This window comes from Campylobacter concisus, from assembly GCF_001891085.1.
GTDB lineage: Bacteria > Campylobacterota > Campylobacteria > Campylobacterales > Campylobacteraceae > Campylobacter_A > Campylobacter_A concisus_O.
In genome coordinates this window covers 1-24,527 of the sequence record NZ_JXUP01000004.1, presented here as the reverse complement: position 1 = coordinate 24,527, position 24,527 = coordinate 1, and the positions used below count along the sequence as shown (strand labels likewise).

Genomic DNA, 24,527 nt, shown 5'->3' with positions numbered 1-24,527 from the left:
AATGAGTGGCTATATCGCGAAAGCAGGATATAAATTTATATTATTTTTTTTAATTTTATTTGTTTTATCTTTGCTGTTTGGGATCTTGCCACTACTTTTTGCTATTTTACTTTTTTTGGGTCTTTATTTTTTTAGAGATCCTGAGAGAGAGCCATTTTCTGATGATAAATTGGCTTTACTATCGCCGATTGATGGCAAGATAAAAGAGATCAGTGCTTCAAATTTTGACAATAATGAAGTAGCTAAGATCGTCATAAAAAAATCTTTTTTTGATGTTGGTACATTAAGGGCTGTAAGTGATGTAAAAGTAGCTGAAATACGAAAAAGACATGGTTTATTCTTATGTCAGGCTATGAAAATTTCAGAATTTTTAAATGAAAGAGCTATTATTCGCTTTGAAAAAGAAAATATAAAATTTGTTATGAAAATTATAGCTGGAGCTTTCAGCCGAAGTTTTGAAATTTCAAATGTTACTAGCCTAAAAGCATCCAGAAAATTTGGTTTTTTAGGAAGTGGTGAGGTGATTTTATACTTACCAAGAGATACTAAAATATGTGTAAGCGTTGGAGAAAGCGTAAAGGCTGCTTCACTTTTGGGATATTTTGAAGAGGGAAAAAGAGATGAATAACATACAAAAGATGCAACTAATGTATATCTTGCCAAATTTATTTACAGCAGCTAGTGCTTTTTTGGGTGTTATTAGTATTATTTCATCTATTCAAGGCAACTATTTTAAAGCCATTATTTATATAATCTTATCGCTTATTTTAGATGGACTTGATGGGCGTGTGGCCAGACTTACAAAGACAACTAGCAAATTTGGGGTAGAGTTTGATAGTCTTGCAGATCTTGTTGCTTTTGGTGTAGCGCCAGCGATTTTATTTTATTTGACTATTGGTAAAAATTTTGGCAGATTCGGAGCACTTATAGCTGCTATGTTCGTGGTTTTTGGAGCTATTAGGCTTGCTCGCTTCAATGTCACTACTGGTACATATGAGCCAAATGTTTTTATTGGGCTTCCTATACCATCAGCAGCTATTGTGAGCGTACTTTGGGTTGGTATTTATATAGACTATACATTTTTAGAAGGATTTGAGTGGTGCTTGATGCTACTTGAAGCTACTTTGGCAGCTTTAATGGTTAGCAACATCCGCTATCCAAGCTTTAAAAAAATAAATTTAAAACAAACCCACGTGATAAGAATTTTAGTAGCTCTTGTAGTTGCGTTTTCGATGCTTTATTTATATCCATTTGAAAGTGCGACTTTGGTTATGAGCGTCTATATGCTTTATGGTATAGTAAGAGCCACTATAATGTTTAGTAAAAATTCTAAAAAAAAGGAGAGCGAATGAGCGAAAATGGCGTCATAAAATCACGTAAATTTTTACCAAAAATCGAAATCAAAAACTCTCTACTGCTGCTACTTAGGTAGCAAATTTCTCTTTACTTAACTCATCAAATTTAAAATTTAAATATAAAAAACAAAAAAGGACAAAAATGGATAAGAATAAAATTATAATCTTTGATACGACTTTAAGAGATGGTGAGCAAAGCCCTGGTGCATCGATGAATACAGCTGAAAAACTACAGATCGCACTTCAGCTTGAAAGGCTTGGTGTGGATGTTATGGAGGCTGGATTTGCAGCAGCAAGCCCAGGGGATTTTGATGCGGTAAACCAAATAGCAAAGCAAGCCTCAAATATCACGGTTTGCTCTCTTGCACGCGCAGTTGAGCGTGATATTAAGGCAGCTGGCGAGGCATTGGCTCCAGCTAAAAATAAGAGAATTCATACATTTATAGCGACAAGTCCAATTCATATGGAGTACAAGCTAAAAATGAGCCCAGATGAAGTAATAAAACGTGCAGTCGAGTCTATAAAATACGCAAAAACCTTTTGCGATGATGTGGAGTTTAGCTGCGAGGACGCTTGTAGAAGCGAAATGAGCTTTTTAAAAGAAATTTGTGATGCTGCCATAAATGCGGGTGCAAAAACTTTAAATATCCCTGATACAGTTGGTTATTTATATCCTGAAGAGATAACTGCTCGCATTAGTGAAATAGTAAAATTTGTAGGCGATAGAGCGATAATCTCTGTGCATAATCACAATGACTTAGGCATGGCTACAGCAAATTCATTAGCGGCCATAAAAGCTGGTGCAAGGCAGGTCGAAGGTACGATAAATGGCATAGGTGAGCGCGCCGGAAATGCTGCGCTTGAAGAGATCGTGATGGCTATTAAAACTCGCCAAGACGTCTTTGCTCCACTTTATACAGATATTATTTCAAAAGAAATTTATCCAACTTCAAGACTGATCGCTAGTATTATAGGCATTGAGCCTCAACCAAACAAAGCTATCGTTGGTAAAAACGCATTTGCTCATGAGAGTGGCATACATCAAGACGGCGTGCTAAAACACAAAGAGACCTATGAAATAATTAGCGCTGAGAGCATAGGCCTTGAGAAAAATTCTCTCGTTCTAGGTAAGCATAGTGGTCGTCACGCATTTAAAGATAAGCTTGCTAGCCTTGGATTTGACCTTGATAGCGATGCTCTTAATAAGGCATTTGAAAAATTTAAAGAGCTAGCTGATAAGAAAAAAGAGATATTTGATGACGATATTAGGGCTCTTGTGGCTGAAGAGATTACAAAAATTCCACAAGCTTATGAGATCACGGCTCTTCTTCAAAGTAGTGGCGGAAGCCTTGCAAGTGCTTCAATTAGCATAAAACACAATGATGAGATCATCAGTGACTCAGCTCTTGGTAATGGCACAGCAGATGCGATATTCAAGGTAGTTGATCGTATTAGTGGCATTAGTGGCACACTAAAAGACTATAAAGTGGCATCTGTTTCCCAAGGTAAAGACGCACTTGCTAAGGTTGATGTAAAGGTCGAGTTTGAGGGCAAAACGGCTGTAATAGGCCATGGACTTGACATAGATACTATGATGGCAAGCGCAAAAGCCTATGTTGGCGCACTAAATAGCTACATTCGCATACATAAAAACTAAAATTTTAGCCGGCTGCTAAATTTACAGCTGGCTATTTTAAATTTAATCCAAAAACTATATAAATTTTTAAAATTCAAAGTCTTTATTTAAAAAAAAATAGATTTTACTATCTTTACAAATTTTAAAATCTTACTCACTCACCTTAGCAACTTACTAATTTTAGGGCTCATAAACATTCGCCACTAAATTTAGAAGCGTGATATACTCGCTCGTAAATTTTTAAAATTTTATAGAGTTTAGACCGCATGCAGTGCGAAGTACTAGCGCATGCCCCTTGAATGTGCGAGGGATTTGGAGGATTTCTTAAAAAAAGGAGGGGGACAAGGGGATGGACTTCGCGTCTACCACGCAGTTGCGAGTCTGAGAAGTAAAAATTAAGTCCACTTGCCTTCCTTTCGAATAAAAAAATGAAAATTTAATCAAGCCATTTTGTAAATTTTAAAATATTACACACTCGCCTTAGCAGACTACTAAATTTATATCCAAAAAATGCCAGCTTTAATTTGAAATTTTGCTCGGATAATAAATGTTTGACTTACTGCCCAACTATCTTTTTAACAGCTAGTGAAGCTAAATTTAGTCCAAAGCAAGCAGTTACACCCATGAAGCTTCCAAGTGGCTTGCAAAGTGGCTCTTCTGTCGAAAAGACCACGTCAAATTTACCGCTAAAGCCTGATTTTTTGAGCTCATATCTATATTTTCTAGCTAGCGGATCGATCGATGTTTTCCATACGCTAGCCACCTTTATCTTGGTTGGATCAACCCTTTTTGCCCCACCCATCGAGGCTATAAATTTGCTAGGATCTACCGCATTTGCAAGGGCGATCTTGGCAGTGATATCATCGATTGCATCGATCACCACGTCAAATTTACTAAAGTCAAAACCAGCAATAAATTCTGGCGTGACCAGCGTCTGTATAGGCGTGATGCAAGGATAAATTTTGGCAAACTCCTCCACCTTTACGCCGCCTACATTTTCGCTGTAAATTTGGCGATTTTGGTTTGTTATGTCAAAGATGTCTTTATCGATTAAAGTGATGTGTCCAACCCCGCTTCTAGCAAGCGCATCCACGCACATCCCACCAACGCCTCCAGCTCCGCAAACTAGCACTTTTGCGCTTTGAAGCTTGCTAAAACCATCCTCACCAAAGAGCCATCTTATCCTTGTAAATCTATCATTTTGCATCAAATTTCCCCTTTAAGCCCTCCAAACTTTCATACGAAGTCATATTTAGTTTTATGGGCGTTATCGTGGCAAAGCCCTCATTTACCTTGCTGATGTCGCTTGGCTCGCCTTTTTCGTATTCAAGCGCAGCGTTTCCAAGCCAGTAGTACTCGATGCCTCTTGGGTTGCGATTAAGCGTAGCATGCGTAGCGTAGGTGCGTTTGCCAGCTGGTACTACGGAGTAGCCTTTAAAATTTTTGCTAGTTACAGCCGGGATATTTACATTTAGAAATTCTCTTTGATTTAGTAAAATTTCACCCTCTAGCACCTTTGGTACGATAAATTTCACCACTTCTTTTGCTAGCTCAAAGCCAAGTTCATTTAGCGAGTTGTTTGCATAAAACTGCGAAAAGGCGATACTTCTAATGCCTTGCAAAACCCCCTCCATGGCAGCTCCGCACGTGCCAGAATAGGTGATGTCTTCGCCTAAATTTGCTCCGTGATTTATACCACTTATCACTAGATCTGGCTTTTTGTTATAAAGTGCGTGAAGTGCGAGATAGACGCAGTCGCTAGGCGTTGCGTCATCGAGTTTAAAAAAGTTATCATCAAGTTTTATAAATCTAAGTGGCCTTGTGAGCGTCAAAGAGTGAGCGCAGGCTGATTTTTCAGAGCTTGGAGCTACGATCGTGACATTTACGCCATCTAGCTCGCTTAAAGCTTCTTTTAAAGCAAGCAAGCCAGTCGCTTCAAATCCATCGTCATTTGTTATCAAAATTTCTTTCAAATTTTATCCTTTAGAGGCTTGGATTTTATCACAGCTTTCTTAAAATTTTAAAGAATTTTTGCGTATAATGCCCCTAAAAAAGACATGATGAAAGTGTGTAAATGAAAATTTTAGTCTCCGCTCTTGAGCCATCGGCAAATTTGCATTTAAAAGAAATTTTGAAAAATTTCGAGGGCGAATTTGAGCTTATGGGAATTTTTAGCGAAGAGCTTGGCACGCCATATATGAAAAGTAGCGAATTTTCAGCGATGGGCTTTGTCGAGGTTTTGCCGCTCATCTTTAAAGCCAAAAAAGCGATGAAGGTGATGAGCCAGATGGCAAAAGATGCTGATGCCGTGCTTTTAATAGACAGCCCAGCTTTTAACTTACCTCTTGCAAAAGCGATAAAAGAGTCTGGCACAAAAGCAGCCGTGACATATTACATCTTGCCTCAAGTTTGGGCATGGAAGCCAAAAAGAGTGAGCGTGGTTGAGAGGTACTGTGACAACCTAGCTTCGATCTTGCCATTTGATGCCAAATTTTATAGCCGATCGACCTACGTGGGACATCCTTTGATGGATGAGATAAAGCTTAAAAAAACTAGCCTAAGTAGCAGCGGCAAAGTGGCGTTTTTACCGGGATCAAGAAGGTCAGAGATTTCAAGACTGATGCCAGTTTATAGAGAGCTTGCTAAAAAGATAGAAGCAAAAAGACTGCTTGTTGTGCCGCCATTTTTGCTTGAAAAAGTGGATGAAATTTATGGGGATGTTAGCGATTTTGAGATCGTTTCAAACACGCCTGAAGCCTTGTATGAGAGCGACTTTGCCTTTGTTTGCTCAGGTACGGCTACTCTTGAAGCAGCACTTATTGGTACGCCATTTGTGCTAGCATATAAGGCAAAAGCGATAGACGTTTTCATCGCTAGGAAATTTGTAAAGATCAAGCATGCAGGACTTGCAAATATAATGTTTGACTTCATGGGCAAAGAGCCACTTCATGAGGAGTTTATCCAAGAGTTTGCAACGGCTGAAAATTTGCTAAGGGCTTATGAGGACTGCGACAGGCAGAAATTCTTAAAAGGCTGTGATGAACTAAGGGCTTATTTAGGGCATGGCAGCAGTAAAAATGTAGTAAAAATTTTAAAGAATATGGAGTAAAAAATGAGTGAACCAATGACAATGCATGGATATGAGAAGATAGAAGCTGAGCTAAAGGATCTAAGGCTAGTACAGCGCCCTCAAATCGTAACTGAGATAGATATCGCAAGAAGTCACGGCGACCTAAAAGAAAACGCCGAGTACCACGCTGCAAAAGAGAAGCAAGCCTTTATAGACGCTAGGATCGCTGAGCTTAGCGCACTTCTAGCAAACGCTGAAGTGATCGATCCAAGTAGCTATGAGCACGATAGAGTTAGGTTTGGCTCGAGTGTGACGATAATGGACGAAGAGACCGAAATAGAGCATACATATACGATAGTTGGCATTAGTGAAAGCGACATCGATAAAGGCTATATCTCGATAAACTCACCTCTTGCAAAGCAGCTTTTGGGTAAGGCCGAAGGTGATGAAGTGGTGCTAAATTTACCAAAAGGTAGAAGCGACGTTGAGATCGTAAAAATTTGCTATAAGCCTATAAAATTTGACTAAAAAGATGAGACAAAGAGCCAAAAACTACTTTTTGGCTCTGCTAATTTTTAATTAAGGCAAAATTTGAGTGAATATCTATATGCCCCCGTTATAAAAGAAGGTGCGATCTTTTTAGCTGATGCGCATGAAAACGTAAACCGAAATGGCTTTTTAAAATTTTTAAGAGCCATTGATAGCGGGGAGATCAAAGAGCCGCCACAGATTTTCTTGCTTGGCGATATGTTTGATTTTTTAACTGGTGAAGGCGAATATACAAGAGAATTTTACGCCGAGCACTTAAGCCTTATAAATAAAATTTCACAAAAGGTGGAAATTTTTTACTTCGAGGGCAATCACGATTTTAGGCTTTCAAATTTATTTAATAAAACAAGAGAAATTTGGGATGGGCACGAGATGCTGCGCTATAAAAGTGTTAGAGTTTATGATATTTACGATCAGCCAGCAAATTTTAAGACGATCAATGAAGAGCGCGTTCAGATCGCACATGGTGATATATTTTTACCTTTTATAGATAAATATGCACTTAGATTTTTGCGCGTAAAATGGTTTTTAAAATTTATGAATACATTGGATAAATTTTTACATTTTAAAATATCAAAAGCAATACTAGCCAAACTTACTAAGAAAAATTTAGACTATAAAATTCCTAATTTTAAGGAGCTAATGAGTAAGCATTTGCAAGGATATGAGGCTAATATCGTGATAGAAGGACACTATCATCAAGGCGAGCAATTTAATATTTATGATAAGTTTTATATAAATTTACCTTGTTTTGCATGTGAGCAAAGTTATTTTGTTGTAGAATACGCCCAGCAAAAGTTAAATTTGCTCAAAATGAGTTTGAAAGGACATTGATGTTTGGAGATAACGTACTAAAAACGGACTCAAACGAGATGGAACTTGTTGATTTTCGTATCTTTAAAAAGACCGAAAACAAAGTATATGAAGGAATATACGGAGTCAATGTCGCAAAGGTGCGGGAGATCATTAAGATGCCAAATCTTACAGAGCTTCCAGGCGTTCCTGAGTATATCGAGGGAATTTTTGATTTAAGGGGCGTGGTGATCCCTGTCATAAATTTGGCAAGATGGATGAATATTATCGAGCCAACTGAAGGCGTAGTTATAAAGCCACGTGTTATTATTGCTGAGTTTAGCGGTATTTTGATCGGTTTTATCGTCCATGAGGCAAAAAGGATCAGGCGTATAAGCTGGAAAGATATCGAGCCAGCAAATTTTGCTTCAGGTTCTGGCGCTTTAGACAAAGGCAAAATAACAGGCGTGACAAGAATAGAAAATGATGAAGTTTTACTTATCCTTGATCTTGAAAGCATAGTAGAAGAGCTTGGAATTTACTCACCAAAGATCGAATTTGATGTAACAGACGATCAAAAATTAAAAGGTGCTGCTTTGGTTTTGGATGATAGCTCGACTGCTAGAAAACTGGTAAAAGACGCACTTGAGAAGATGGGACTTAGCGTAGTAGAGGCTAAAAACGGCGTTGAGGGCTTAGAGAGAATGGAAGAGCTTTATCAAAGATACGGAGATAACCTATCAAGAGAGCTTAGAGTTATCTTAAGTGATATTGAAATGCCACAGATGGATGGCTACCGCTTTGCTTCAACTCTTAAAAACGATGAAAGATTTAAAGAAGTACCAATAGTATTTAACTCCTCATTGAGTAATGATTTTAGTGAAATCAAGAGCAAAGAAGCTGGTGGTGCGGCGTATCTTACGAAATTTGATGCGAGTATATTTTATCAAGAAGTGCTAAAAGTTATTGAAGCACATTCTAAATCTGCAAAATGAGGTGAAACATGGATGATATGAAAGAAATAATGGAAGACTTTTTAATAGAGGCTTTCGAACTTATTGAGCAGATAGATCATGACCTTGTTGAGCTTGAGTCAAACCCTGAAGATTTGGAATTATTAAATAGAATTTTCCGCGTTGCTCACACAGTAAAAGGTAGCTCAAGCTTTTTAAATTTTGATGTTTTAACAGAGCTTACTCACCATATGGAGGATGTTTTAAATAAAGCTAGAAAAGGCGAGCTAAAGATCACTCCAGACATTATGGACGTAGTTCTTGAGTCAGTTGATATGATGAAAGGCTTGTTAAGCAGCATTAGAGATCATGGAAATGATACAGCTGCTGGCATTGATATTAAAAACATTTGCGCAAGACTTACTCAAATTTCTGAAGGCGAAGCTCCAGCAGCAGCTCCTGAAGCTCCTACCACACCGGTAGCTGAGCCAACACCAGAGCCAGAGCCAGCCGCGCCTGCCGAAGAAGCACCAGAGATAAGTGATGCTGAGCTTTCAAAGCTAAGCGACTCTGAAGTAGAAGCAGAGATAGAAAGACTCTTAAAGGTTAGAAAGGCTGAGGATCAAGCAAGGCGTGCTTCAAAAGGTATAGCTCCAAAATCTCCTAGTGAGATAGCTCCGGCTGCAAGTAGTACTTCAGCTCCAGCTGCAAAAGCAGAGAGTAAAGAAAAAGACGGAGATAAAAAGGTCCCAGCAGCAAGCAGCGGTGCAGTAGCACAGGAACAAACTATACGTGTTGAGGTAAAAAGACTTGACCACTTAATGAATCTAATCGGTGAGCTTGTTCTTGGTAAAAACCGCTTATTAAAAATTTATGATGACGTGGAAGAGAGATATGAGGGTGAGAAATTTCTTGAAGAGCTAAATCAAGTAGTCTCAAGCCTAAGTCTAGTTACGACTGACATTCAGCTTGCAGTTATGAAGACAAGAATGCTACCAATAGCAAAAGTCTTTAATAAATTCCCACGTATGATACGCGATCTTAGCCGCGATCTTGGCAAGCAAATCGATCTTGAAATTTCAGGTGAAGAGACTGAGCTTGATAAGTCAATCGTAGAAGAGATCGGCGATCCATTAGTTCACATCATCAGAAATTCATGCGATCACGGTATCGAGGATCCTGAGACAAGAAAGGCAGCAGGTAAACCAGAAAAAGGCCTTGTTCAACTAAAAGCTTACAATGAAGGTAATCATATCGTTGTTGAGATAGTTGATGATGGTAAAGGCTTAGATGCTGACATGCTTAAATCTAAATCGATAGAAAAAGGCATCATCACTGAACGCGAAGCTGATGCGATGAGCGAAAAAGAGGCATTTGGCCTTATCTTTAGACCAGGGTTTTCAACTGCGGCAAAGGTTACAAACGTATCTGGTCGTGGCGTTGGCATGGACGTTGTTAAGACAAATATTGAAAAGCTAAATGGCATCATTGATATTGAAAGTGAAGTTGGAAAAGGCACGGTTATGAAGCTTAAAATTCCACTCACGCTTGCGATTATTCAGTCGTTACTTGTTGGAACGCAAGAAGAATTTTATGCCATTCCACTTGCTAGCGTTCTTGAAACTGTTCGCGTGCCGATTGATGATATCTACACGATCGATGGCAAAAATGTACTAAGGCTAAGAGATGAAGTCTTGTCTCTTGTTAGACTCTCTGATGTATTTGGTGTAGAAAAGGCATTTGATGGTGGAGATCAAACTTATGTCGTAATAATCGGTGTTGCTGAAGCAAAACTAGGTATTATCGTCGATACTTTGGTTGGACAAGAAGAGATTGTTATTAAATCAATGGGCGATTATTTACAAAATATCCCAGGTATTGCCGGTGCGACTATTAGAGGTGATGGCCGTGTAACATTGATTATTGATGTTGGTGCTATGATGGAGATGGCAAAAGATATCAAGGTAGACATTAGAGCCGAAATAGAAGATAGCACAAAAGCAAAGGAAAAACCAAGCGATTATAAAGTCTTGATAGTTGATGACTCAAAAATGGATAGAACTATCATGCAAAAAGCACTTGAACCAACTGGGGTAACAATAATAGAAGCTACAAATGGTGTTGAGGCACTAAATATCGTAAAATCCGGAGAGCACTCTTTTGATGCGATCTTGATAGATATTGAGATGCCAAGAATGGATGGATATACACTGGCTGGCGAAATTAGAAAATACTCTAAGTATAGAAATTTACCGCTTATTGCTGTTACATCAAGGACGTCAAAAACAGATAGATTGCGTGGTGTAGAAGTTGGAATGACTGAGTATATTACAAAACCATATTCAGCCGAGTACTTAGAAAACGTCGTTAGAAAGAATATAAAATTAGCTTAGGGGTAAGGGATGAACAATAAACTAAATCAAGTTTTAAGCAAACAAAAACAGCAAATGAATGGTCCTGAGTTAAAAAATAATGAGGATATAGTTCAGCTAGTAGGATTTGTTGTCGGTGAGGAAGAGTACGCAATACCTATTTTAAATATCCAAGAGATAATCAAACCTATTGAATATACACGTGTTCCTAGTGTACCTGATTACGTTCTTGGCGTGTTTAACCTACGTGGAAATGTTATTCCTCTTATTGATTTGCGTAAGCGTTTTTCACTAAATGTCACAAAACAAAGCCCAAGCACAAGATATATCGTTATGAAAGATGCTGATAATATCGCTGGCTTTGTGATAGACCGCTTGACGGAGGCTATTAGAATAGACCGCAACAGGATCGATCCGCCACCAGAGACTTTAGTAAAAGACAAAGGCATGATTTATGGTATCGGAAAGCGCGACCAAAATATCCTTACGATCTTAAAGGTCGAAAGTCTTTTAAAACGTGATTTTTAGGGTATAGCTTGATAAAACTTTGTGTTTTTGACTTTGACTCTACAATAATGGACGGCGAGACGATAGATATTCTCGCCGCCGCTAATAATGCTAGTGAAGAAGTAGCTAATATAACTAAGCGTTCAATGAACGGTGAGCTTGATTTTTTTGAAAGTCTTACAAAAAGAGTAAAATTTTTAAAAGGATTGCCGCTTTTAAAAGTAAATGAAATTTGCAAAAATTTACCCATAATACCAGGAGCTGGCGAGCTAATAGAAGCTTTAAAGCAAAAAGGTATCAAAGTTGTGGTTTTTAGCGGTGGATTTCACAATGCAACCGATGTAATGCAAAAAAAACTTAATTTTGATGCAAATTTTGCAAATATTTTGCACCACAAAGATGGAATTTTAACAGGCGAAGTTGGCGGAGAAATGATGTTTAGTAGTTCAAAAGGAGATATGATTGACCGCTTATGTGGACTATTAAATTTAGGCAAGGACGAGATAATGTGCGTTGGGGACGGGGCCAATGACATATCGATGTTTAGAAAGTGTGATCTTAGCATTGCATTTTGTGCAAAAGATATCTTAAAAAAAGAAGCGACACATTGTGTTGATGTTAAAGACTTGCGTGAAATTTTAAAATTTATAAGGTAGAAATTAATGTATGACAACGAAGCTAAATTCTCTCTTTGGTGTGATTTTATAGAGAGAAATTTTTTACAAAGTGAATTTAACTCTTTATTGGAAAATAATATTATAAACGGCGCTACAAGCAACCCAGCTATTTTTAAAACAGCATTTGCTTCACCTGCTTATAAAAAGATCATAGAAACTAGCAATAAACGCCACCCAAAAGATCTTTATGAAATTTTGGCTACTCAAGATATAAAAATCGCCGCATGTAAAATGTTAAAAAATTATGCAAATGGCGATGATGGCTTTGTAAGCATTGAGGTTGATCCAAATTTAAGTGATGATACAGCCGCAACGATAGAAGAAGGTATCAGGCTTTATAATCTAATATCAATGCCAAATGTTATGATAAAAATTCCAGCTACAAAAGATGGTTATGAGGCGATGAGCGCACTTATGGCAAGGGGAATTAGTGTAAATGCTACGCTTATATTTTCACCAGATCAGGCTAAAAACTGTCTTGAAGCATTTAAAGAAGGTAGTAAGGCTTATACAAGTCGCTTTATAGATACTACTATGCCAAAAGGTGTGATAAGTGTTTTTGTAAGTAGATTTGATAGAAAGCTTGATGAAGTTATGGCTGCAAAGAGCTTGCCAACGGGACAAATCGGCATAATGAATGCTGCAAATATATACCACCTGATTGAAGATTTTGGACTAGAAAATGTAAGAACACTTTTTGCAAGTACAGGTGTAAAAGGCGGCGATTTAAGAGGGGATTATTACGTTAGAGAGCTAATGTATAAAAATTCTATAAATACAGCACCAATAGAGACGATAAAAGAATTTATAAAAGAAAAAGCAGAGGCAAAAAATGTGCCTAGTAAAGAAAATATCTCAAGCTTTTTTCAGATTATAAAAAATAATGATATAGATATAAATGTCGTTTATAAAGATTTATTAAGCGATGGTTTAAAGCAGTTTGTATCAGCATTTGATGATATTATGAAATCACTTTAAACAAAGAAGCCTAAGCTAATACACAAACAGTAAAAGCGATCATTTTTAAATAAGCTTTATGTGAAATTTATAAAGCATTGGATAAAATCAGCACCTATTTTTTATGAAAGGAAAACGATGTTAGAAGGAATCGTTAGAGAGAGTATCGGTAAGAAGTCTGCAAAGGCTTTGAGAAGAGATGGTTATCTAATCGCCAACATTTATGGCAAGGGATTAGAGAATGTTGCAGCTGCTTTTAAAGTAAATGACTTTATTAAAGAAGCACGCAAAAAAGAGAGCCTTGCTTTTGATGTAAAAGTAGGCGGAAAAGTTTATAATGTCGTTATTGTTGATTACCAAAGAGATGTTGTTACGAGCGATCTTAAACACGTAGATCTAAAAGTAGCACTTCCTGGCGTTTTGTCAAAATATATGATCCCAGTTAAGCCAGTTGGAACACCTATTGGTCTTAAAAATAAGGGCGTTTTGATCCAATCAAAAAGACGTCTTTGCGTAAAATGCACAGCTGAAAATTTACCAAATTCATTTGACGTTGATGTAAGTAAACTTGACATTGACGATACTATTTTGGTTCGTGATATCACAGCTCCTAAAGGCGTTACTATTGTAGACGCTGACCGTGTTGCGGTACTTGGAGTTATTAAAGCTAAATAAAAAGGGCTTTTGTGACACTAATAGCGGGGCTGGGAAATCCTGGCTCCAAATACGAAAACACTAGACATAATATAGGCTTTATGCTTATAGATCTCCTAAAAGACTCAAATTACAAAGATGTTAGCTCAGCTAAATTTCAAGGCGAAGTTTTTAAATTCAATGACATTATCTTACTAAAACCAACAACCTTTATGAACCTCTCGGGACAAAGTGTAAAAGCGGTCAAAGATTTTTATAAACCAGATAGAATAATCGTAATACACGATGACCTTGATCTTAGTTTTGGTGCAGTTAAATTTAAAAAAGGCGGCAGTAGCGGCGGCCATAACGGTATAAAATCGATCGATGGACTAATAGGCAACGACTACGAAAGGGTGCGTGTTGGCATTGGACACCTTGGTGATGCTAAAAATTTTGTCCTTGGAGAGTTTAGTGATGAGGAAAAAAAGGCTTTAGATGAAATTTTGACCTACACAAAAAATGCAGTTTGCGAGCTACTAAAGAGCGACATCAACGAAATCTCGCAAAAATTTACGATAAAAAAAGGTCTTATCAAATGAAACTATACGCCAGATACGTTGGCTGGGTCTATATAAAATCTTTTCTTATCGTGTTTTTAGCGCTTGAGCTATTTTATGTTGGCATTGATCTGCTTACAAATTTAAAAGATCTGCCGCCATCTGCAAACCTTCAGCTCCTTTATGTTGGGCTTACATCGCTTAGCGCTATTGGCTATGTTTTACCACTTTCGCTCATTTTTGCACTCATTATTTTACATGTAAATATGGTCAGATCAAACGAGCTAATCAGTTTTTATGCGCTTGGCATTAGTAAAAATAGCTTAATTTTTCCACCATTTTTTATTGCACTTTTTGTAACTATTTTTTATGTTGGCTTAAATTTTACTCCATTTGCCTATGCACACGACTATCAAAAAAGTATCGCTAAAAATACAGCTTTCTCAAAAAGTACGACCGATTCATTTTTAAAATTTGAAGGCAAATTTATCTATATAAAGGAGCTAGATTCTGTTAATCAAATAGCAAATGATGTTAGAATTTTTGAGATAAATGGCACAAATTTACTCTCAACTACATTTGCAAATCATGCTAATTTTAAAGACAATGAGTGGATTTTAAAAGATGTTAATCAAACTCTTTTGCCGCAAATTTTAGAGCTTGGTGAAGTCGGTTTTAATAAGATACAAAGCGAGAACTTAGATGCATTAAAAGGCTTTAAGCCAAAGAGTATTGAAAGCGCTGTTAGTGTTGAAAACTCAAAATTTAACATACCTGATGCGATAAATTTTATAAAGACATTTAAGAATGAAGGCATCGGTCTTGATAGTGCAAAAACAGCTTTTTACAACCTTGCTATTGCACCATTTTTTGCACCATTTTTGTTGCTCATTTTTTACTATCATTTGCCTGTAACTGGTAGATTTTTTAATCTTGCGCTTTCGACTTTTATTTTTGTTGTGATAACTCTTGTCGTTTGGGGACTGCTCTTTATTCTTGCAAAATTTGCACAAACTTCCGTGATCTTGCCAGAAATCGGCATAGTTTTGCCAGTTATTTTACTTTTTGTATACGCCATTTATCTCATAAAATCGCATCGTTAAGCCAAATTTTGGCAAGCTTTTTGTAAAATCAAGCCATTTTAATAAAGGCTATTTTATGGATTTTAAAGAGCTTGCACGTAGATACAAAACCCCACTTTACATTTATGATTTTAACCACATAAAAAACCGCTATGAAGCACTAAAGAATGCATTTTTTGCTAGAAAATCTCTCATTTGTTATGCGGTGAAAGCAAACTCAAATCTAAGTGTTTTGAAATTTCTAGCCGACCTTGGAGCTGGATTTGATTGTGTTAGCATTGGCGAAGTAAAAAGAGCACTTTTAGCAGGCGCAAAGAGATATCAGATCATTTTTAGTGGCGTTGGCAAGAGCGATGATGAGCTAAAAGAGGCTTTGAAAAATGAAATTTTGCTCATTAATGTCGAGAGTTTTGCTGAACTTTTAAGGCTTGAAAAGATCGCAAAAGGGCTAAACTTAAAGGCAAGGATCAGTATTAGGGTAAATCCAGGTGTCGATGCAAAAACTCACCCATATATCTCAACAGGGCTAAATGAAAATAAATTTGGCGTTGATGCCGAAACAGCTAAAAAAATGTACATTCACGCTAAAGTTTCAGACTCTCTTGAGCCAACTGGCATACACTTTCACATCGGATCTCAGCTAACATCACTTAGCCCGATAATCGATGCTGCAAATATCGTTAGCGAGCTTTTAAGAGAGCTAAGAGCACTTGAGATAGATATCAAATTTTTCGATGTTGGCGGCGGACTCGGTATCATTTATAACGATGAAAAAGAGATAAATTTATACGACTATGCTCAAGGAATTTTAGCTGCACTAAAAGGCCAAGACGTGACTATCGTATGCGAGCCAGGACGCTTTATCGTAGGTAATGCTGGCTACTTTGTTGCAAGCGTTTTATATGAAAAATTTAACGGCAAAAAGAGATTTGTCATCACTGATGGCGCGATGAATGATCTTATAAGACCAAGCCTTTATGGTGCTCATCATGAAATTTTTGTTTGTGGCAAGGATAAAAATTTAGGTGTTTGCGACGTGGTTGGTCCAGTTTGTGAAAGTGGCGATTTTTTAGCAAAAGATATAGAGTTGCCAGAGTGCGATAGTGGCGATATTATCGTTGTAAAAGGTGCTGGAGCTTATGGTTTTAGCATGAGCTCAAACTACAACACAAGAAACAGAGCCGCTGAAGTTTGCGTGCTTGATGGCAAAGACAGACTTATAAGAAGACGTGAGAGCTTTGAAGATGTCGTGGCACTTGAGAGAGAATTTTTGGAGAGCGCTGATGCAAGAGCTAAATGAGCTTAGAAAAGAGATCGATGCGATCGATGATCTCATCTTAAATAAACTAAATGAGAGAATGAAGCTTGTTGAGCAGATCGGTAAGCTAAAACAAACTAGTGGGACGCCTATATATCGTCCTGAGCGCGAGCGAGCTATCATAAACCGCTTAACTAGTCTTAGCAAAGACAAAGCCTTAAATAAAGCTGCGATCGAGGCCATTTATCTTGAAATTTTTGCTGTGAGTAGAAATTTAGAGATGCCTCAAAAGATCGTCTATCTAGGGCCTGAAGGCACTTACACGCATCAGGCGGCTCAGAGTAGATTTGGTGCGATGAGTGCCTATCTGCCACTTGCTACGATCGAGGCAGTTTTTACTAAGCTAGCTCAAAAAGAGGCAAAATACGGCGTCGTGCCTATCGAAAACAACACTGAAGGCGCTGTTGGAGCTACGCTTGATTGTTTGAGTAAATTTGATGATATAAAGATAGTGGCAGAGCTCTACGTAGATATCCATCACAGCTTTGTTAGCATAAATGAAAATTTAAAAGAGATAAAGCGAATTTACTCACATCCGCAAGGCTACAACCAGTGCCGTAAATTTTTAGAAGATCACATGCTAAATGAGGTCGAATTTGTCCCAGCCAAATCAACCGCAGCAGCTGCATATATGGCATCTATGGATAGAGAATCAGCCGCCATTTGCTCAAAAATCGCAGCTAAAATTTACAACGTGCCAATCGTCTATGAGACCATTGAAGATAATATGGCAAATAGAACGAGATTTTTGATCTTAAGCGATTTTAAAAATGCCAAGGTTGAAAACTCAAAAACTTCGATCCTAGCAAAGACTGATCACAGTCCAGGACGCCTTGCTGATCTGCTTTCTATCTTTAAAAATGAGAATATCAATATCACAAAACTTGAGTCACGTCCTATAAAGCAGCGCGAATTTAAGTCAATTTTTTACCTTGACTTTGAAGGGCATATCGACGATGAGAAGGTGCAAAACGCCTTTGAACTCGCAAAAGAGAGCGGCGCTGAGATAACGTGGCTTGGAAGCTATTTAAACGGAGAAGAGTAATGAAATTTAATGACTTTTTAGATGGTCTAGTAAATTACGAGGCTGGAAAGCCGATTGAGCTTGTAGTTAGAGAGTTTGGTATCGAGGCAAAAGATGTGATAAAGCTAGCTAGCAACGAAAATCCTTTTGGCACTAGCAAACGCGTAGAGGAGGCACTAAAAGAGGCCGCTAAAAAAGCGCATCTCTATCCAGACGATAGCTACTTTGAGCTAAAAGATGGGTTGGCTAAAAAATTTGGCGTAACTAGCAAAAATTTAATCATCGGCTCTGGAAGCGACCAGATCATAGAGTACGCACTTCACGCAAAGGCAAATAAGCAAAGTGGCGTTTTGATGGCTGGCGTGACATTTGCGATGTATGAAATTTATGCAAAACAAACAGGGGCTAAAATTTACCGCACAAAGAGTGTGGAGCATAATTTGAGCGAGTTTTTAGAAATTTATAACGCGCACAAAGATGAAATTTCTGTCATTTTTCTTTGCTTGCCAAATAACCCATTAGGTGAGTGTTTGGACGCAGATGAGGTCTTTAAATTTATAAAAAGCGTTGATGAAAATACGCTTGTTGTGCTTGATTGTGCCTACAATGAATTTGCAAAATTTAAAGATAGCAAAAAAGAGATAAAGCCAAGCGAGGTGGTGAAATTTAAAAATGCCATCTATCTTGGCACTTTCTCAAAAGCCTACGCACTTGGCGGCATGCGCGTTGGATACGGCGTGGCAAATGAAGAGATCATAGGCGCTCTCTCAAAACTAAGAGCTCCATTTAACATCACAACTCCAAGCCTAAGAGCAGCGATAGTAGCGCTTGATGATGATGAATTTGTGCAAAAAACTATGCAAAATAACTTCGAGCAAATGAGGAGATATGAAGAATTTGCAAAGCAAAATGGCATAGAATTTATCCCAAGCTATACGAATTTTATAACTTTTAAATTTAACGAGCCAAAATCAAGCCAGATATGCGAAAAGATGCTAAAAAAGGGTATAATTTTGCGAGATCTAAAAAGCTACGCCTTAAATGCGGTGAGAATCACCATCGGTCAGGCATGGCAAAACGATAGAGTTTTTGAAGAGTTAAAGCAAATTTTAAAGTAGGGATATGGATTTTAAGGCATTACTTCATCAAATAAGTCAAATTTATCAAAAGCTTTCACTAAAACAAAAGATCGTCGCAGGTAGCTCGATCGTCTTAGTTGTAGCTTTTTTGGTATTTTTAACGCTTTATAAAAGCAAAAGTGATAGCTTTGCAGGATATAGCGTCCTTTTTGAAAACATCAGCCCAAGCGACTCAGCCTTAATAGTCGATCAGCTAAACAAAGATGGCATCAAGTATAAACTAGCAAACGAGGGCACAATACTGGTGCCAACTAGCGATGTATATAAAGAGCGTATCGCTGTTGCAACGCTTGGCATACCAAAAGAGAGCAAGATCGGTTTTGAAATTTTTGACAAGCAAGAATTTGGAGCGACTGATGCCGAGCAGAGAGTAAAATTTCAAAGAGCGCTTGAGGGCGAATTAGCTAGAACGATCGAGAGTCTTTCTTCTATCCAAAAAGCGACTGTTCGTATCGCTATCCCTAAAGAGAGCGTTTTTACTGAGCGTCAAGCACTTCCAACAGCTTCTATCGTTGTTGAGTTAAAGCCAGGCGTTAGCCTAAACGCAAAGCAAATTTTTGGTATTAAAAACCTTGTCGCTGCCTCTGTTACAAATTTAAGCACAGAAAATGTAAAGATCGTCAATCAAGACGGCGTCGCACTTGGCGATGAAGATGGTGAGTTTGATAGTGACGCTATAGCTCAGCAGATACGCTATAAACGTGAGTTTGAAAATAACTATGAGCAAAAGATCGTAAATGTACTAGCTCCTATCGTGGGCGGAGCAGATAAGGTCGTAGCAAAGGTAAATATTGACTTTGACTTTGACAAAAAAGATACAAAAAGTGAAGTTTATGACCCAAATAACGTTGTTAGAAGTGAAAGCAACATCGAGGAAAAACGCCAAGGCTCAGCACCAAATGAAGTGGGCGGCGTACCAGGTGCGGTTAGCAACATTGGCCCTGTTCAAGGGCTAGATGACAGCACTTTAAAAGAGCAGTACAATAAAAGCTCACAGCAGACAAACTATGAAATTTCAAAGAAAGTAACAAGCATCAAAGGGCAGTTTGCTAGCATAAATAGAGTGAGTGCGGCTGTCGTTATAGACGGACTTTATCAGAGCAAAAAAGACAAAGACGGCAAGCCAACTGGCGAGCTTGAATTTGCCCCACTTACCAAAGAGCAAAGAGAGTCAATCACAAATTTAATCAAACAATCAATCGGCTATAACCAAAATAGGGGCGATGAAGTAAGCTTAGATAACTTTGAGTTTAAAACCGGCAAAGATATAAGCACTAGTGAGAAGATGGATGGCTTTGTGAATAACTATGTAGTGCCATTTATGCCGCTACTAAAATATATTTTTGCAGCATTGTTGCTTTATATTTTCTATAAAAAAGTCATTGTGCCATTTATGCAAAAGATGCTTGAAGAGACAAAAGAAGAAGAGGAGCAAGTTCAAGATGGACTTGAAGATATTGAGGTAGATGCTGAAGATACACTTGAGAAATTTAAAGCTGCTCGTAAAAAGGTCGAAGAGCAATTAGGGCTTAGTGGCGAGTTTAATGAAGATGAACTAAAATACGATGTTTTACTTGAGAAAATGAGAACGGTCATCACAGAGAGAAATGAAGAGATAGCAATGCTACTTCAAGATATGGTAAAAAATGACAGCGACTTTAATATGCGTAAGGAAATTTGATGTCAATAAAGCTAAATGATAAGCAAAAAATGATTTATGATGATCTATCGATGCCTGAAAAGATTGCTATTTTGCTGATTCAGCTTGGCGAAGAGGCAACTGCTCTTATATTTTCTCATATGGATGTTGATGTTATCACTGAAATTTCAGGCTATATCGCAACTGCGAAAAACATTGACAAGCAAGTCGCAAGTGCTGTGCTAGAAGAATTTTACGCGCTAATGCAGTCAAATCAATATATGAGAAGTGGTGGTTTGGAGTACGCAAAAGAAATTCTTTACCGCACATTTGGTCCAGAGGCTGCTCAGAAAATTTTAGACAAGCTTGCAAAAAGTATGGAAAACTCAAAAAGCTTTGGCTATCTTGATAAGATAAAACCACAACAGCTTGCAGACTTTATCATAAAAGAGCACCCTCAAACCATCGCACTAATACTAGCTCACATGGACTCAACGAGCGCTGCTGAAACGCTTAGCTTTTTCTCAGATGAGCTAAGAAGCGAAGTTGTCATTAGAATGGCAAATCTTGGTGATATTAGCCCATCGGTGATTAAGCGTGTTTCAACCGTACTTGAGGGTAAACTCGAAAGTCTTACATCTTATAAAGTCGAAGTTGGCGGTCCAAGAGCTGTGGCAGAAGTGCTTAATAGACTTGGACAAAAAGCCAGCAAAAGTACGATCGAACGCATCGAACAAAGTGATGATAAGCTTGCAACAACGATTAAAGAGCTTATGTTTACCTTTGAAGATATTATCAACCTTAACGCAACTGCGATTAGAGAAATTCTTAAAAATGTCGATAAAAAAGACCTTATGGTCGCATTTAAAGGCTCAAGCGATGGCATAAAGGATAAATTTTTATCAAATATGTCTCAGCGTGCAGCAGAAGCCTTCAAAGAGGAGATGCAATATCTTGGTGCGGTGCGTGTAAAAGATGTTGAAGAGGCTCAAAGACGCATAGTAGAGACAGTACAAACTCTAGCTGATCAAGGTGTGTTCCAAGTCGGCGAAGCAGATGAGATGATAGAATGAAAAGCAGCGTAATAACCAGTGAAACTTCTCCAGCTCACTTTATAGAAAATTACAGATTTAAAGTACTTGGAGTTGGAGAGCGAGCTGCAGATAGTGCTCCTGTATTGATAGAAGAAAATAATCTTAGTGAAGAGCTAAGTGAGCAAAATTTTGGGCAAAAGGGTGAAAATTTCATTCCTCAAGCTAGCCACCAAACGCAGACAAACTCACAAAACCACTTTGCTTCTCAGGCTCAAAGTCCACAAATACAGCAAGCAGGCGAGTCAAGCTTTGTCGAAGAACTGCTTAAAAAAACAGATGAGCTAAGCAGCAACATCATCAAACTTCAAATGCAAATAGAAAACCAAGAGAGCGAATTTGCTAAACGCCTTGAGGCTGAAATTTCTCGTGCAAAAGAAGATGGTAAAAATGAGGGCATCGCCCAGGCAAATGCAGCAAATGAAGCAAGGATAAATGAGTTAGAGGCTAGATTTAGCGCTTCAGCTGCAAAGCTAGATGAGCAGTATGTTAAATTTGATGAGTTTTTAAAGAAGATCGAAGAAGAGCTTGGGCAAACTGCTATAAAAATCGCAAAAGAAGTAATCGATAAAGAAATTTCAACCTCTTCAAGTCAGATCGCTCATCATCTAGCAAGCTCGCTTATAAAAGAGCTAAGTAATGTTAAAAATATAGAAATTCGCGTAAATCCCGAAGATAGCGAATATATAAAAGAGCAATTTAGCAATAATGAACATGTCAAGATAAGCGCTGATGATGCTATAAGCAAAGGCGGTGTGGTTATTATAAGTGATGGTGGCAATATCGATGCAACTATGCAAACAAGGCTAGAAAAACTAAAAATGCTGGTAAATAATGAATAAAGACGTTAAAAGTTTAGATGTTGATGAACTAAACGCACTTTGTCATGACATCAGGGATAAAATTTTAGCTACTGTTAGCAAAAATGGCGGTCACCTTAGCTCAAACATCGGTGCAGTTGAGATCATTGTGGCGATGCATAAAATTTTTGATGTGACAAAAGATCCATTTATTTTTGATGTGAGCCACCAAAGCTATGCACATAAGCTGCTGACTGGACGCTGGGAGAGCTTTGATACGCTTAGAAAATTTAACGGCATCAGTGGCTATACAAAGCCAAGCGAGAGTAAATTTGACTACTTTGTGGCAGGTCATAGCTCGACATCCATTTCACTTGCAGTTGGTGCTGCAAAGGCGATAAAACTTAAAAACGAAGATCGTATCCCAATAACTGTCATAGGTGATGGCTCACTAAGTGGCGGAATGGCGTACGAGGCGCTAAATGAGCTGGGAGACAGAAAATATCCTTGCGTCATCATCCTAAACGACAACGAGATGAGTATAAGCAAGCCTATAGGCGCGCTTAGCAAGTATCTAAGCCAGATGATGGCTGGGCAGTTTTATCAAAAATTTAAAGGCAGAGTTGAGAAATTTCTAAGTTATATGCCAGACTCTGCAGCATATATGGCCAGGCGCATGGAGGAGGGTATTAGGCTAATTACTCCAGGCATGTTTTTTGAAGAGCTTGGACTTGAATATATAGGCCCAGTCGACGGACACGACCTCTCAGCGCTTCTTAGCACCTTTGCGACAGCTAAAAGTATGAAAAAGCCAGTTATAGTACATGTGCAGACGCTAAAAGGCAAAGGATATGAATTTGCCGAGGGTTATTATGAAAATTGGCACGGAGTTGGGCCATTTGATCTAAAAAGTGGCGAATTTATCAAAAGACAGTCAAATAAGTCAGCCACTGCGATCTTTAGTGAACAGCTTTTAAAGATGGCAAGAGAACATAGCGATATCGTAGGCGTCACAGCAGCTATGCCAACAGGCACTGGCATGGATGCTTTGATACAAGAATTTCCAGACCGCTTTTGGGATGTGGCGATAGCCGAGCAACATGCAGTCACATCGATGTCAGCTATGGCAAAAGAGGGATTTAAGCCATTTGTTGCGATATATTCGACATTTATGCAAAGAGCTTATGATCAAGTCATTCACGACGCTTCTATTTTAAATTTAAACATCACCTTTGCGATGGATAGGGCGGGCATAGTGGGCGAGGACGGCGAAACGCATCAAGGTGCGTTTGACATTAGCTTTTTAAATGCTGTGCCAAATATGGTTCTTTTTGCCCCAAGATGCGAAGAGAGCATGAAAAATGTTATGGAATTTGCCTACCCTTACAAGGGTGTTAGCGCATTTAGATATCCGCGTGGGGCATTTATCTTAAGAGATGAGTTTGAAGCTAAACCGCTTGAGTTTGGCAAGGGTGAAATTTTAGCTGACGCAAAGAGTGATATTGCATTTTTAGGCTATGGTAACGGTGTTGGCAAGGCAAATTTGGTCAGAAATTTACTTGCTAGTAAGCTTGATACGATATTGGTTGATCTTGTCTTTGCAAAGCCGCTTGATAGTGAGCTTTTATTAGGTCTTGCAAAACGCACTAAAAAGTGGTATATCTTTAGTGATAGTGCCAAAAAAGGCGGTATTGGCGAGATAGTAAGTGCATTTTTACAAGAAAATAAAATTTCAAATATAAGCGTCATTAGCTTTGAGTATGAAGATAAATTTATCCCGCATGGTTCAACTGCTGAGGTCGAAAAGTATCTTGGTATAAGTGCCGAGCAGATTACCAAAAATTTACTAGAAAATAATTAATATCATTTAATAAAGTAACGTTTAATATTATTTTTGCTAGCATAAGCCAAAATAAAAGTAAGGAAAAGCACTATGCAATACGTATCATTATTAAAGCAATCTGGGCTAAAAGTCACGCCACAACGCCTTAGCGTTTTAAGAATTCTTGATCGCCACACGCATCCAACGATTGATGAGCTTTATGATGAAATTTTAAAAGAGAGCCCATCGGTTTCTCTAGCAACGGTTTATAAAAATTTAAATACTTTAAAAGACGAAGGTCTTGTAGTTGAAGTAAATATCGTCAATCAAAAGGCTAGATATGACATCTACGAATATCCACATATTCATGTAGTTTGCGAAAGCTGTGGAAGCGTCGAGGATGTGAGCTACGATGATGCTGAGCTTGGCAAATACCAAGAAGCACTAGAAAAGAAGATCGGAAATATAATAGAACGTCTAAATATCGTAGCTAGCGTAAAAAGCTGTAAACACTGTAAATAAATTTATGTTGCTAAATAGCAACATAAATT

The 24,527-nt window shown here is 38.1% G+C and carries 24 protein-coding genes; 22 read left to right on the top strand and 2 right to left on the bottom strand.

Annotated elements, in window-relative coordinates; all coding sequences use genetic code 11:
* The first annotated feature begins 1 nt into the window (after position 1).
* The 3 genes from TH67_RS03800 to TH67_RS03790 all read left to right on the top strand — a co-directional run bounded on the left by TH67_RS03800 (position 2) and on the right by TH67_RS03790 (position 3,012).
* Positions 2–628, top strand: a complete 627-nt coding sequence (locus TH67_RS03800; protein ID WP_072594436.1) for a phosphatidylserine decarboxylase — start codon at positions 2–4, stop codon at positions 626–628.
* Positions 621–1,352 (top strand): CDP-diacylglycerol--serine O-phosphatidyltransferase, encoded by a 732-nt coding sequence (gene pssA, locus TH67_RS03795; RefSeq protein WP_072594435.1) that lies wholly within the window; start codon positions 621–623, stop codon positions 1,350–1,352. Before TH67_RS03800 ends, pssA begins: the two co-directional genes overlap by 8 nt.
* Before the next feature lie 145 nt (positions 1,353–1,497).
* Positions 1,498–3,012 carry a 2-isopropylmalate synthase gene (locus tag TH67_RS03790; protein WP_072594434.1) on the top strand — a complete coding sequence of 505 codons (1,515 nt, stop codon included), beginning with the start codon at positions 1,498–1,500 and terminating at the stop codon, positions 3,010–3,012.
* Positions 3,013–3,547: 535 nt separating this feature from the next.
* Here the strand turns inward: TH67_RS03790 and TH67_RS03785 are convergent.
* Positions 3,548–4,198, bottom strand: a complete 651-nt coding sequence (locus tag TH67_RS03785) for a tRNA threonylcarbamoyladenosine dehydratase (RefSeq protein WP_072594433.1) — start codon at positions 4,196–4,198, stop codon at positions 3,548–3,550.
* Positions 4,188–4,964: a 5'/3'-nucleotidase SurE gene (gene surE, locus TH67_RS03780; protein ID WP_072594432.1), complete on the bottom strand. Its 777-nt coding sequence runs from the start codon at positions 4,962–4,964 to the stop codon at positions 4,188–4,190. The genes TH67_RS03785 and surE overlap by 11 nt, the downstream gene beginning before the upstream one ends.
* Before the next feature lie 101 nt (positions 4,965–5,065).
* Between surE and lpxB the strand changes: the two genes are divergently transcribed.
* The 19 genes from lpxB to TH67_RS03685 all read left to right on the top strand — a co-directional run bounded on the left by lpxB (position 5,066) and on the right by TH67_RS03685 (position 24,498).
* Positions 5,066–6,100, top strand: coding sequence for a lipid-A-disaccharide synthase (lpxB, locus tag TH67_RS03775; protein ID WP_072594431.1), 1,035 nt, complete (start codon positions 5,066–5,068; stop codon positions 6,098–6,100).
* A gap of 3 nt (positions 6,101–6,103) precedes the next feature.
* Entirely contained in the window at positions 6,104–6,589 is a 486-nt protein-coding gene (greA, locus tag TH67_RS03770; RefSeq protein ID WP_072594430.1) for a transcription elongation factor GreA, read from the top strand.
* A 63-nt stretch (positions 6,590–6,652) separates the two neighbouring features.
* On the top strand, positions 6,653–7,444 hold the full coding sequence (locus tag TH67_RS03765) for a UDP-2,3-diacylglucosamine diphosphatase (RefSeq protein WP_072594429.1): 792 nt from the start codon (positions 6,653–6,655) through the stop codon (positions 7,442–7,444).
* Positions 7,444–8,397 (top strand): chemotaxis protein, encoded by a 954-nt coding sequence (locus TH67_RS03760; RefSeq protein ID WP_021091802.1) that lies wholly within the window; start codon positions 7,444–7,446, stop codon positions 8,395–8,397. The genes TH67_RS03765 and TH67_RS03760 overlap by 1 nt, the downstream gene beginning before the upstream one ends.
* 8 nt (positions 8,398–8,405) lie before the next feature.
* Positions 8,406–10,748 (top strand): hybrid sensor histidine kinase/response regulator, encoded by a 2,343-nt coding sequence (locus tag TH67_RS03755; RefSeq protein WP_072594428.1) that lies wholly within the window; start codon positions 8,406–8,408, stop codon positions 10,746–10,748.
* A 9-nt stretch (positions 10,749–10,757) separates the two neighbouring features.
* A complete protein-coding gene (locus TH67_RS03750) occupies positions 10,758–11,255 on the top strand; it encodes a chemotaxis protein CheW (RefSeq protein ID WP_072594427.1) in 498 nt (165 codons plus the stop codon).
* Between the two features lie 8 nt (positions 11,256–11,263).
* Positions 11,264–11,890 (top strand): phosphoserine phosphatase SerB, encoded by a 627-nt coding sequence (gene serB, locus TH67_RS03745; RefSeq protein WP_072594426.1) that lies wholly within the window; start codon positions 11,264–11,266, stop codon positions 11,888–11,890.
* Between the two features lie 6 nt (positions 11,891–11,896).
* Positions 11,897–12,889 carry a transaldolase gene (locus TH67_RS03740; protein ID WP_072594425.1) on the top strand — a complete coding sequence of 331 codons (993 nt, stop codon included), beginning with the start codon at positions 11,897–11,899 and terminating at the stop codon, positions 12,887–12,889.
* A 117-nt stretch (positions 12,890–13,006) separates the two neighbouring features.
* Positions 13,007–13,543, top strand: a complete 537-nt coding sequence (locus TH67_RS03735) for a 50S ribosomal protein L25/general stress protein Ctc (protein ID WP_021091684.1) — start codon at positions 13,007–13,009, stop codon at positions 13,541–13,543.
* Positions 13,544–13,554: 11 nt separating this feature from the next.
* On the top strand, positions 13,555–14,103 hold the full coding sequence (pth, locus tag TH67_RS03730; RefSeq protein ID WP_072594424.1) for an aminoacyl-tRNA hydrolase: 549 nt from the start codon (positions 13,555–13,557) through the stop codon (positions 14,101–14,103).
* Positions 14,100–15,164, top strand: coding sequence for an LptF/LptG family permease (locus tag TH67_RS03725; protein WP_072594423.1), 1,065 nt, complete (start codon positions 14,100–14,102; stop codon positions 15,162–15,164). Before pth ends, TH67_RS03725 begins: the two co-directional genes overlap by 4 nt.
* Before the next feature lie 55 nt (positions 15,165–15,219).
* Positions 15,220–16,443, top strand: coding sequence for a diaminopimelate decarboxylase (gene lysA / locus TH67_RS03720; RefSeq protein WP_072594422.1), 1,224 nt, complete (start codon positions 15,220–15,222; stop codon positions 16,441–16,443).
* On the top strand, positions 16,427–17,506 hold the full coding sequence (pheA, locus tag TH67_RS03715) for a prephenate dehydratase (RefSeq protein ID WP_072594421.1): 1,080 nt from the start codon (positions 16,427–16,429) through the stop codon (positions 17,504–17,506). The genes lysA and pheA overlap by 17 nt, the downstream gene beginning before the upstream one ends.
* A complete protein-coding gene (hisC, locus tag TH67_RS03710) occupies positions 17,506–18,603 on the top strand; it encodes a histidinol-phosphate transaminase (protein ID WP_072594420.1) in 1,098 nt (365 codons plus the stop codon). Before pheA ends, hisC begins: the two co-directional genes overlap by 1 nt.
* 4 nt (positions 18,604–18,607) lie before the next feature.
* Positions 18,608–20,305: a flagellar basal-body MS-ring/collar protein FliF gene (gene fliF, locus TH67_RS03705; RefSeq protein ID WP_072594419.1), complete on the top strand. Its 1,698-nt coding sequence runs from the start codon at positions 18,608–18,610 to the stop codon at positions 20,303–20,305.
* On the top strand, positions 20,305–21,336 hold the full coding sequence (gene fliG / locus TH67_RS03700) for a flagellar motor switch protein FliG (RefSeq protein ID WP_021091747.1): 1,032 nt from the start codon (positions 20,305–20,307) through the stop codon (positions 21,334–21,336). Before fliF ends, fliG begins: the two co-directional genes overlap by 1 nt.
* The gene (fliH, locus tag TH67_RS03695) at positions 21,333–22,196 is read left to right on the top strand and encodes a flagellar assembly protein FliH (protein WP_072594418.1); all 864 of its coding nucleotides are present in this window, start codon (positions 21,333–21,335) and stop codon (positions 22,194–22,196) included. The genes fliG and fliH overlap by 4 nt, the downstream gene beginning before the upstream one ends.
* Positions 22,189–24,015: a 1-deoxy-D-xylulose-5-phosphate synthase gene (dxs, locus tag TH67_RS03690; RefSeq protein ID WP_072594417.1), complete on the top strand. Its 1,827-nt coding sequence runs from the start codon at positions 22,189–22,191 to the stop codon at positions 24,013–24,015. Before fliH ends, dxs begins: the two co-directional genes overlap by 8 nt.
* A 72-nt stretch (positions 24,016–24,087) precedes the next feature.
* Positions 24,088–24,498, top strand: a complete 411-nt coding sequence (locus TH67_RS03685) for a Fur family transcriptional regulator (protein ID WP_054197019.1) — start codon at positions 24,088–24,090, stop codon at positions 24,496–24,498.
* Positions 24,499–24,527 lie beyond the last annotated feature (29 nt).

Bases quoted from the DNA above. Each gene is read 5' to 3' on its own strand.
- TH67_RS03800 (WP_072594436.1), top strand. From the start codon at position 2: ATGAGTGGCTATATCGCGAAAGCAGGATATAAATTTATATTATTTTTT.
- pssA (WP_072594435.1), top strand. From the start codon at position 621: ATGAATAACATACAAAAGATGCAACTAATGTATATCTTGCCAAATTTA.
- TH67_RS03790 (WP_072594434.1), top strand. From the start codon at position 1,498: ATGGATAAGAATAAAATTATAATCTTTGATACGACTTTAAGAGATGGT.
- TH67_RS03785 (WP_072594433.1), bottom strand. From the start codon at position 4,198: ATGCAAAATGATAGATTTACAAGGATAAGATGGCTCTTTGGTGAGGAT.
- lpxB (WP_072594431.1), top strand. From the start codon at position 5,066: ATGAAAATTTTAGTCTCCGCTCTTGAGCCATCGGCAAATTTGCATTTA.
- greA (WP_072594430.1), top strand. From the start codon at position 6,104: ATGAGTGAACCAATGACAATGCATGGATATGAGAAGATAGAAGCTGAG.
- TH67_RS03760 (WP_021091802.1), top strand. From the start codon at position 7,444: ATGTTTGGAGATAACGTACTAAAAACGGACTCAAACGAGATGGAACTT.
- TH67_RS03755 (WP_072594428.1), top strand. From the start codon at position 8,406: ATGGATGATATGAAAGAAATAATGGAAGACTTTTTAATAGAGGCTTTC.
- TH67_RS03750 (WP_072594427.1), top strand. From the start codon at position 10,758: ATGAACAATAAACTAAATCAAGTTTTAAGCAAACAAAAACAGCAAATG.
- TH67_RS03740 (WP_072594425.1), top strand. From the start codon at position 11,897: ATGTATGACAACGAAGCTAAATTCTCTCTTTGGTGTGATTTTATAGAG.
- TH67_RS03735 (WP_021091684.1), top strand. From the start codon at position 13,007: ATGTTAGAAGGAATCGTTAGAGAGAGTATCGGTAAGAAGTCTGCAAAG.
- TH67_RS03725 (WP_072594423.1), top strand. From the start codon at position 14,100: ATGAAACTATACGCCAGATACGTTGGCTGGGTCTATATAAAATCTTTT.
- lysA (WP_072594422.1), top strand. From the start codon at position 15,220: ATGGATTTTAAAGAGCTTGCACGTAGATACAAAACCCCACTTTACATT.
- pheA (WP_072594421.1), top strand. From the start codon at position 16,427: ATGCAAGAGCTAAATGAGCTTAGAAAAGAGATCGATGCGATCGATGAT.
- hisC (WP_072594420.1), top strand. From the start codon at position 17,506: ATGAAATTTAATGACTTTTTAGATGGTCTAGTAAATTACGAGGCTGGA.
- fliF (WP_072594419.1), top strand. From the start codon at position 18,608: ATGGATTTTAAGGCATTACTTCATCAAATAAGTCAAATTTATCAAAAG.
- fliG (WP_021091747.1), top strand. From the start codon at position 20,305: ATGTCAATAAAGCTAAATGATAAGCAAAAAATGATTTATGATGATCTA.
- fliH (WP_072594418.1), top strand. From the start codon at position 21,333: ATGAAAAGCAGCGTAATAACCAGTGAAACTTCTCCAGCTCACTTTATA.
- dxs (WP_072594417.1), top strand. From the start codon at position 22,189: ATGAATAAAGACGTTAAAAGTTTAGATGTTGATGAACTAAACGCACTT.
- TH67_RS03685 (WP_054197019.1), top strand. From the start codon at position 24,088: ATGCAATACGTATCATTATTAAAGCAATCTGGGCTAAAAGTCACGCCA.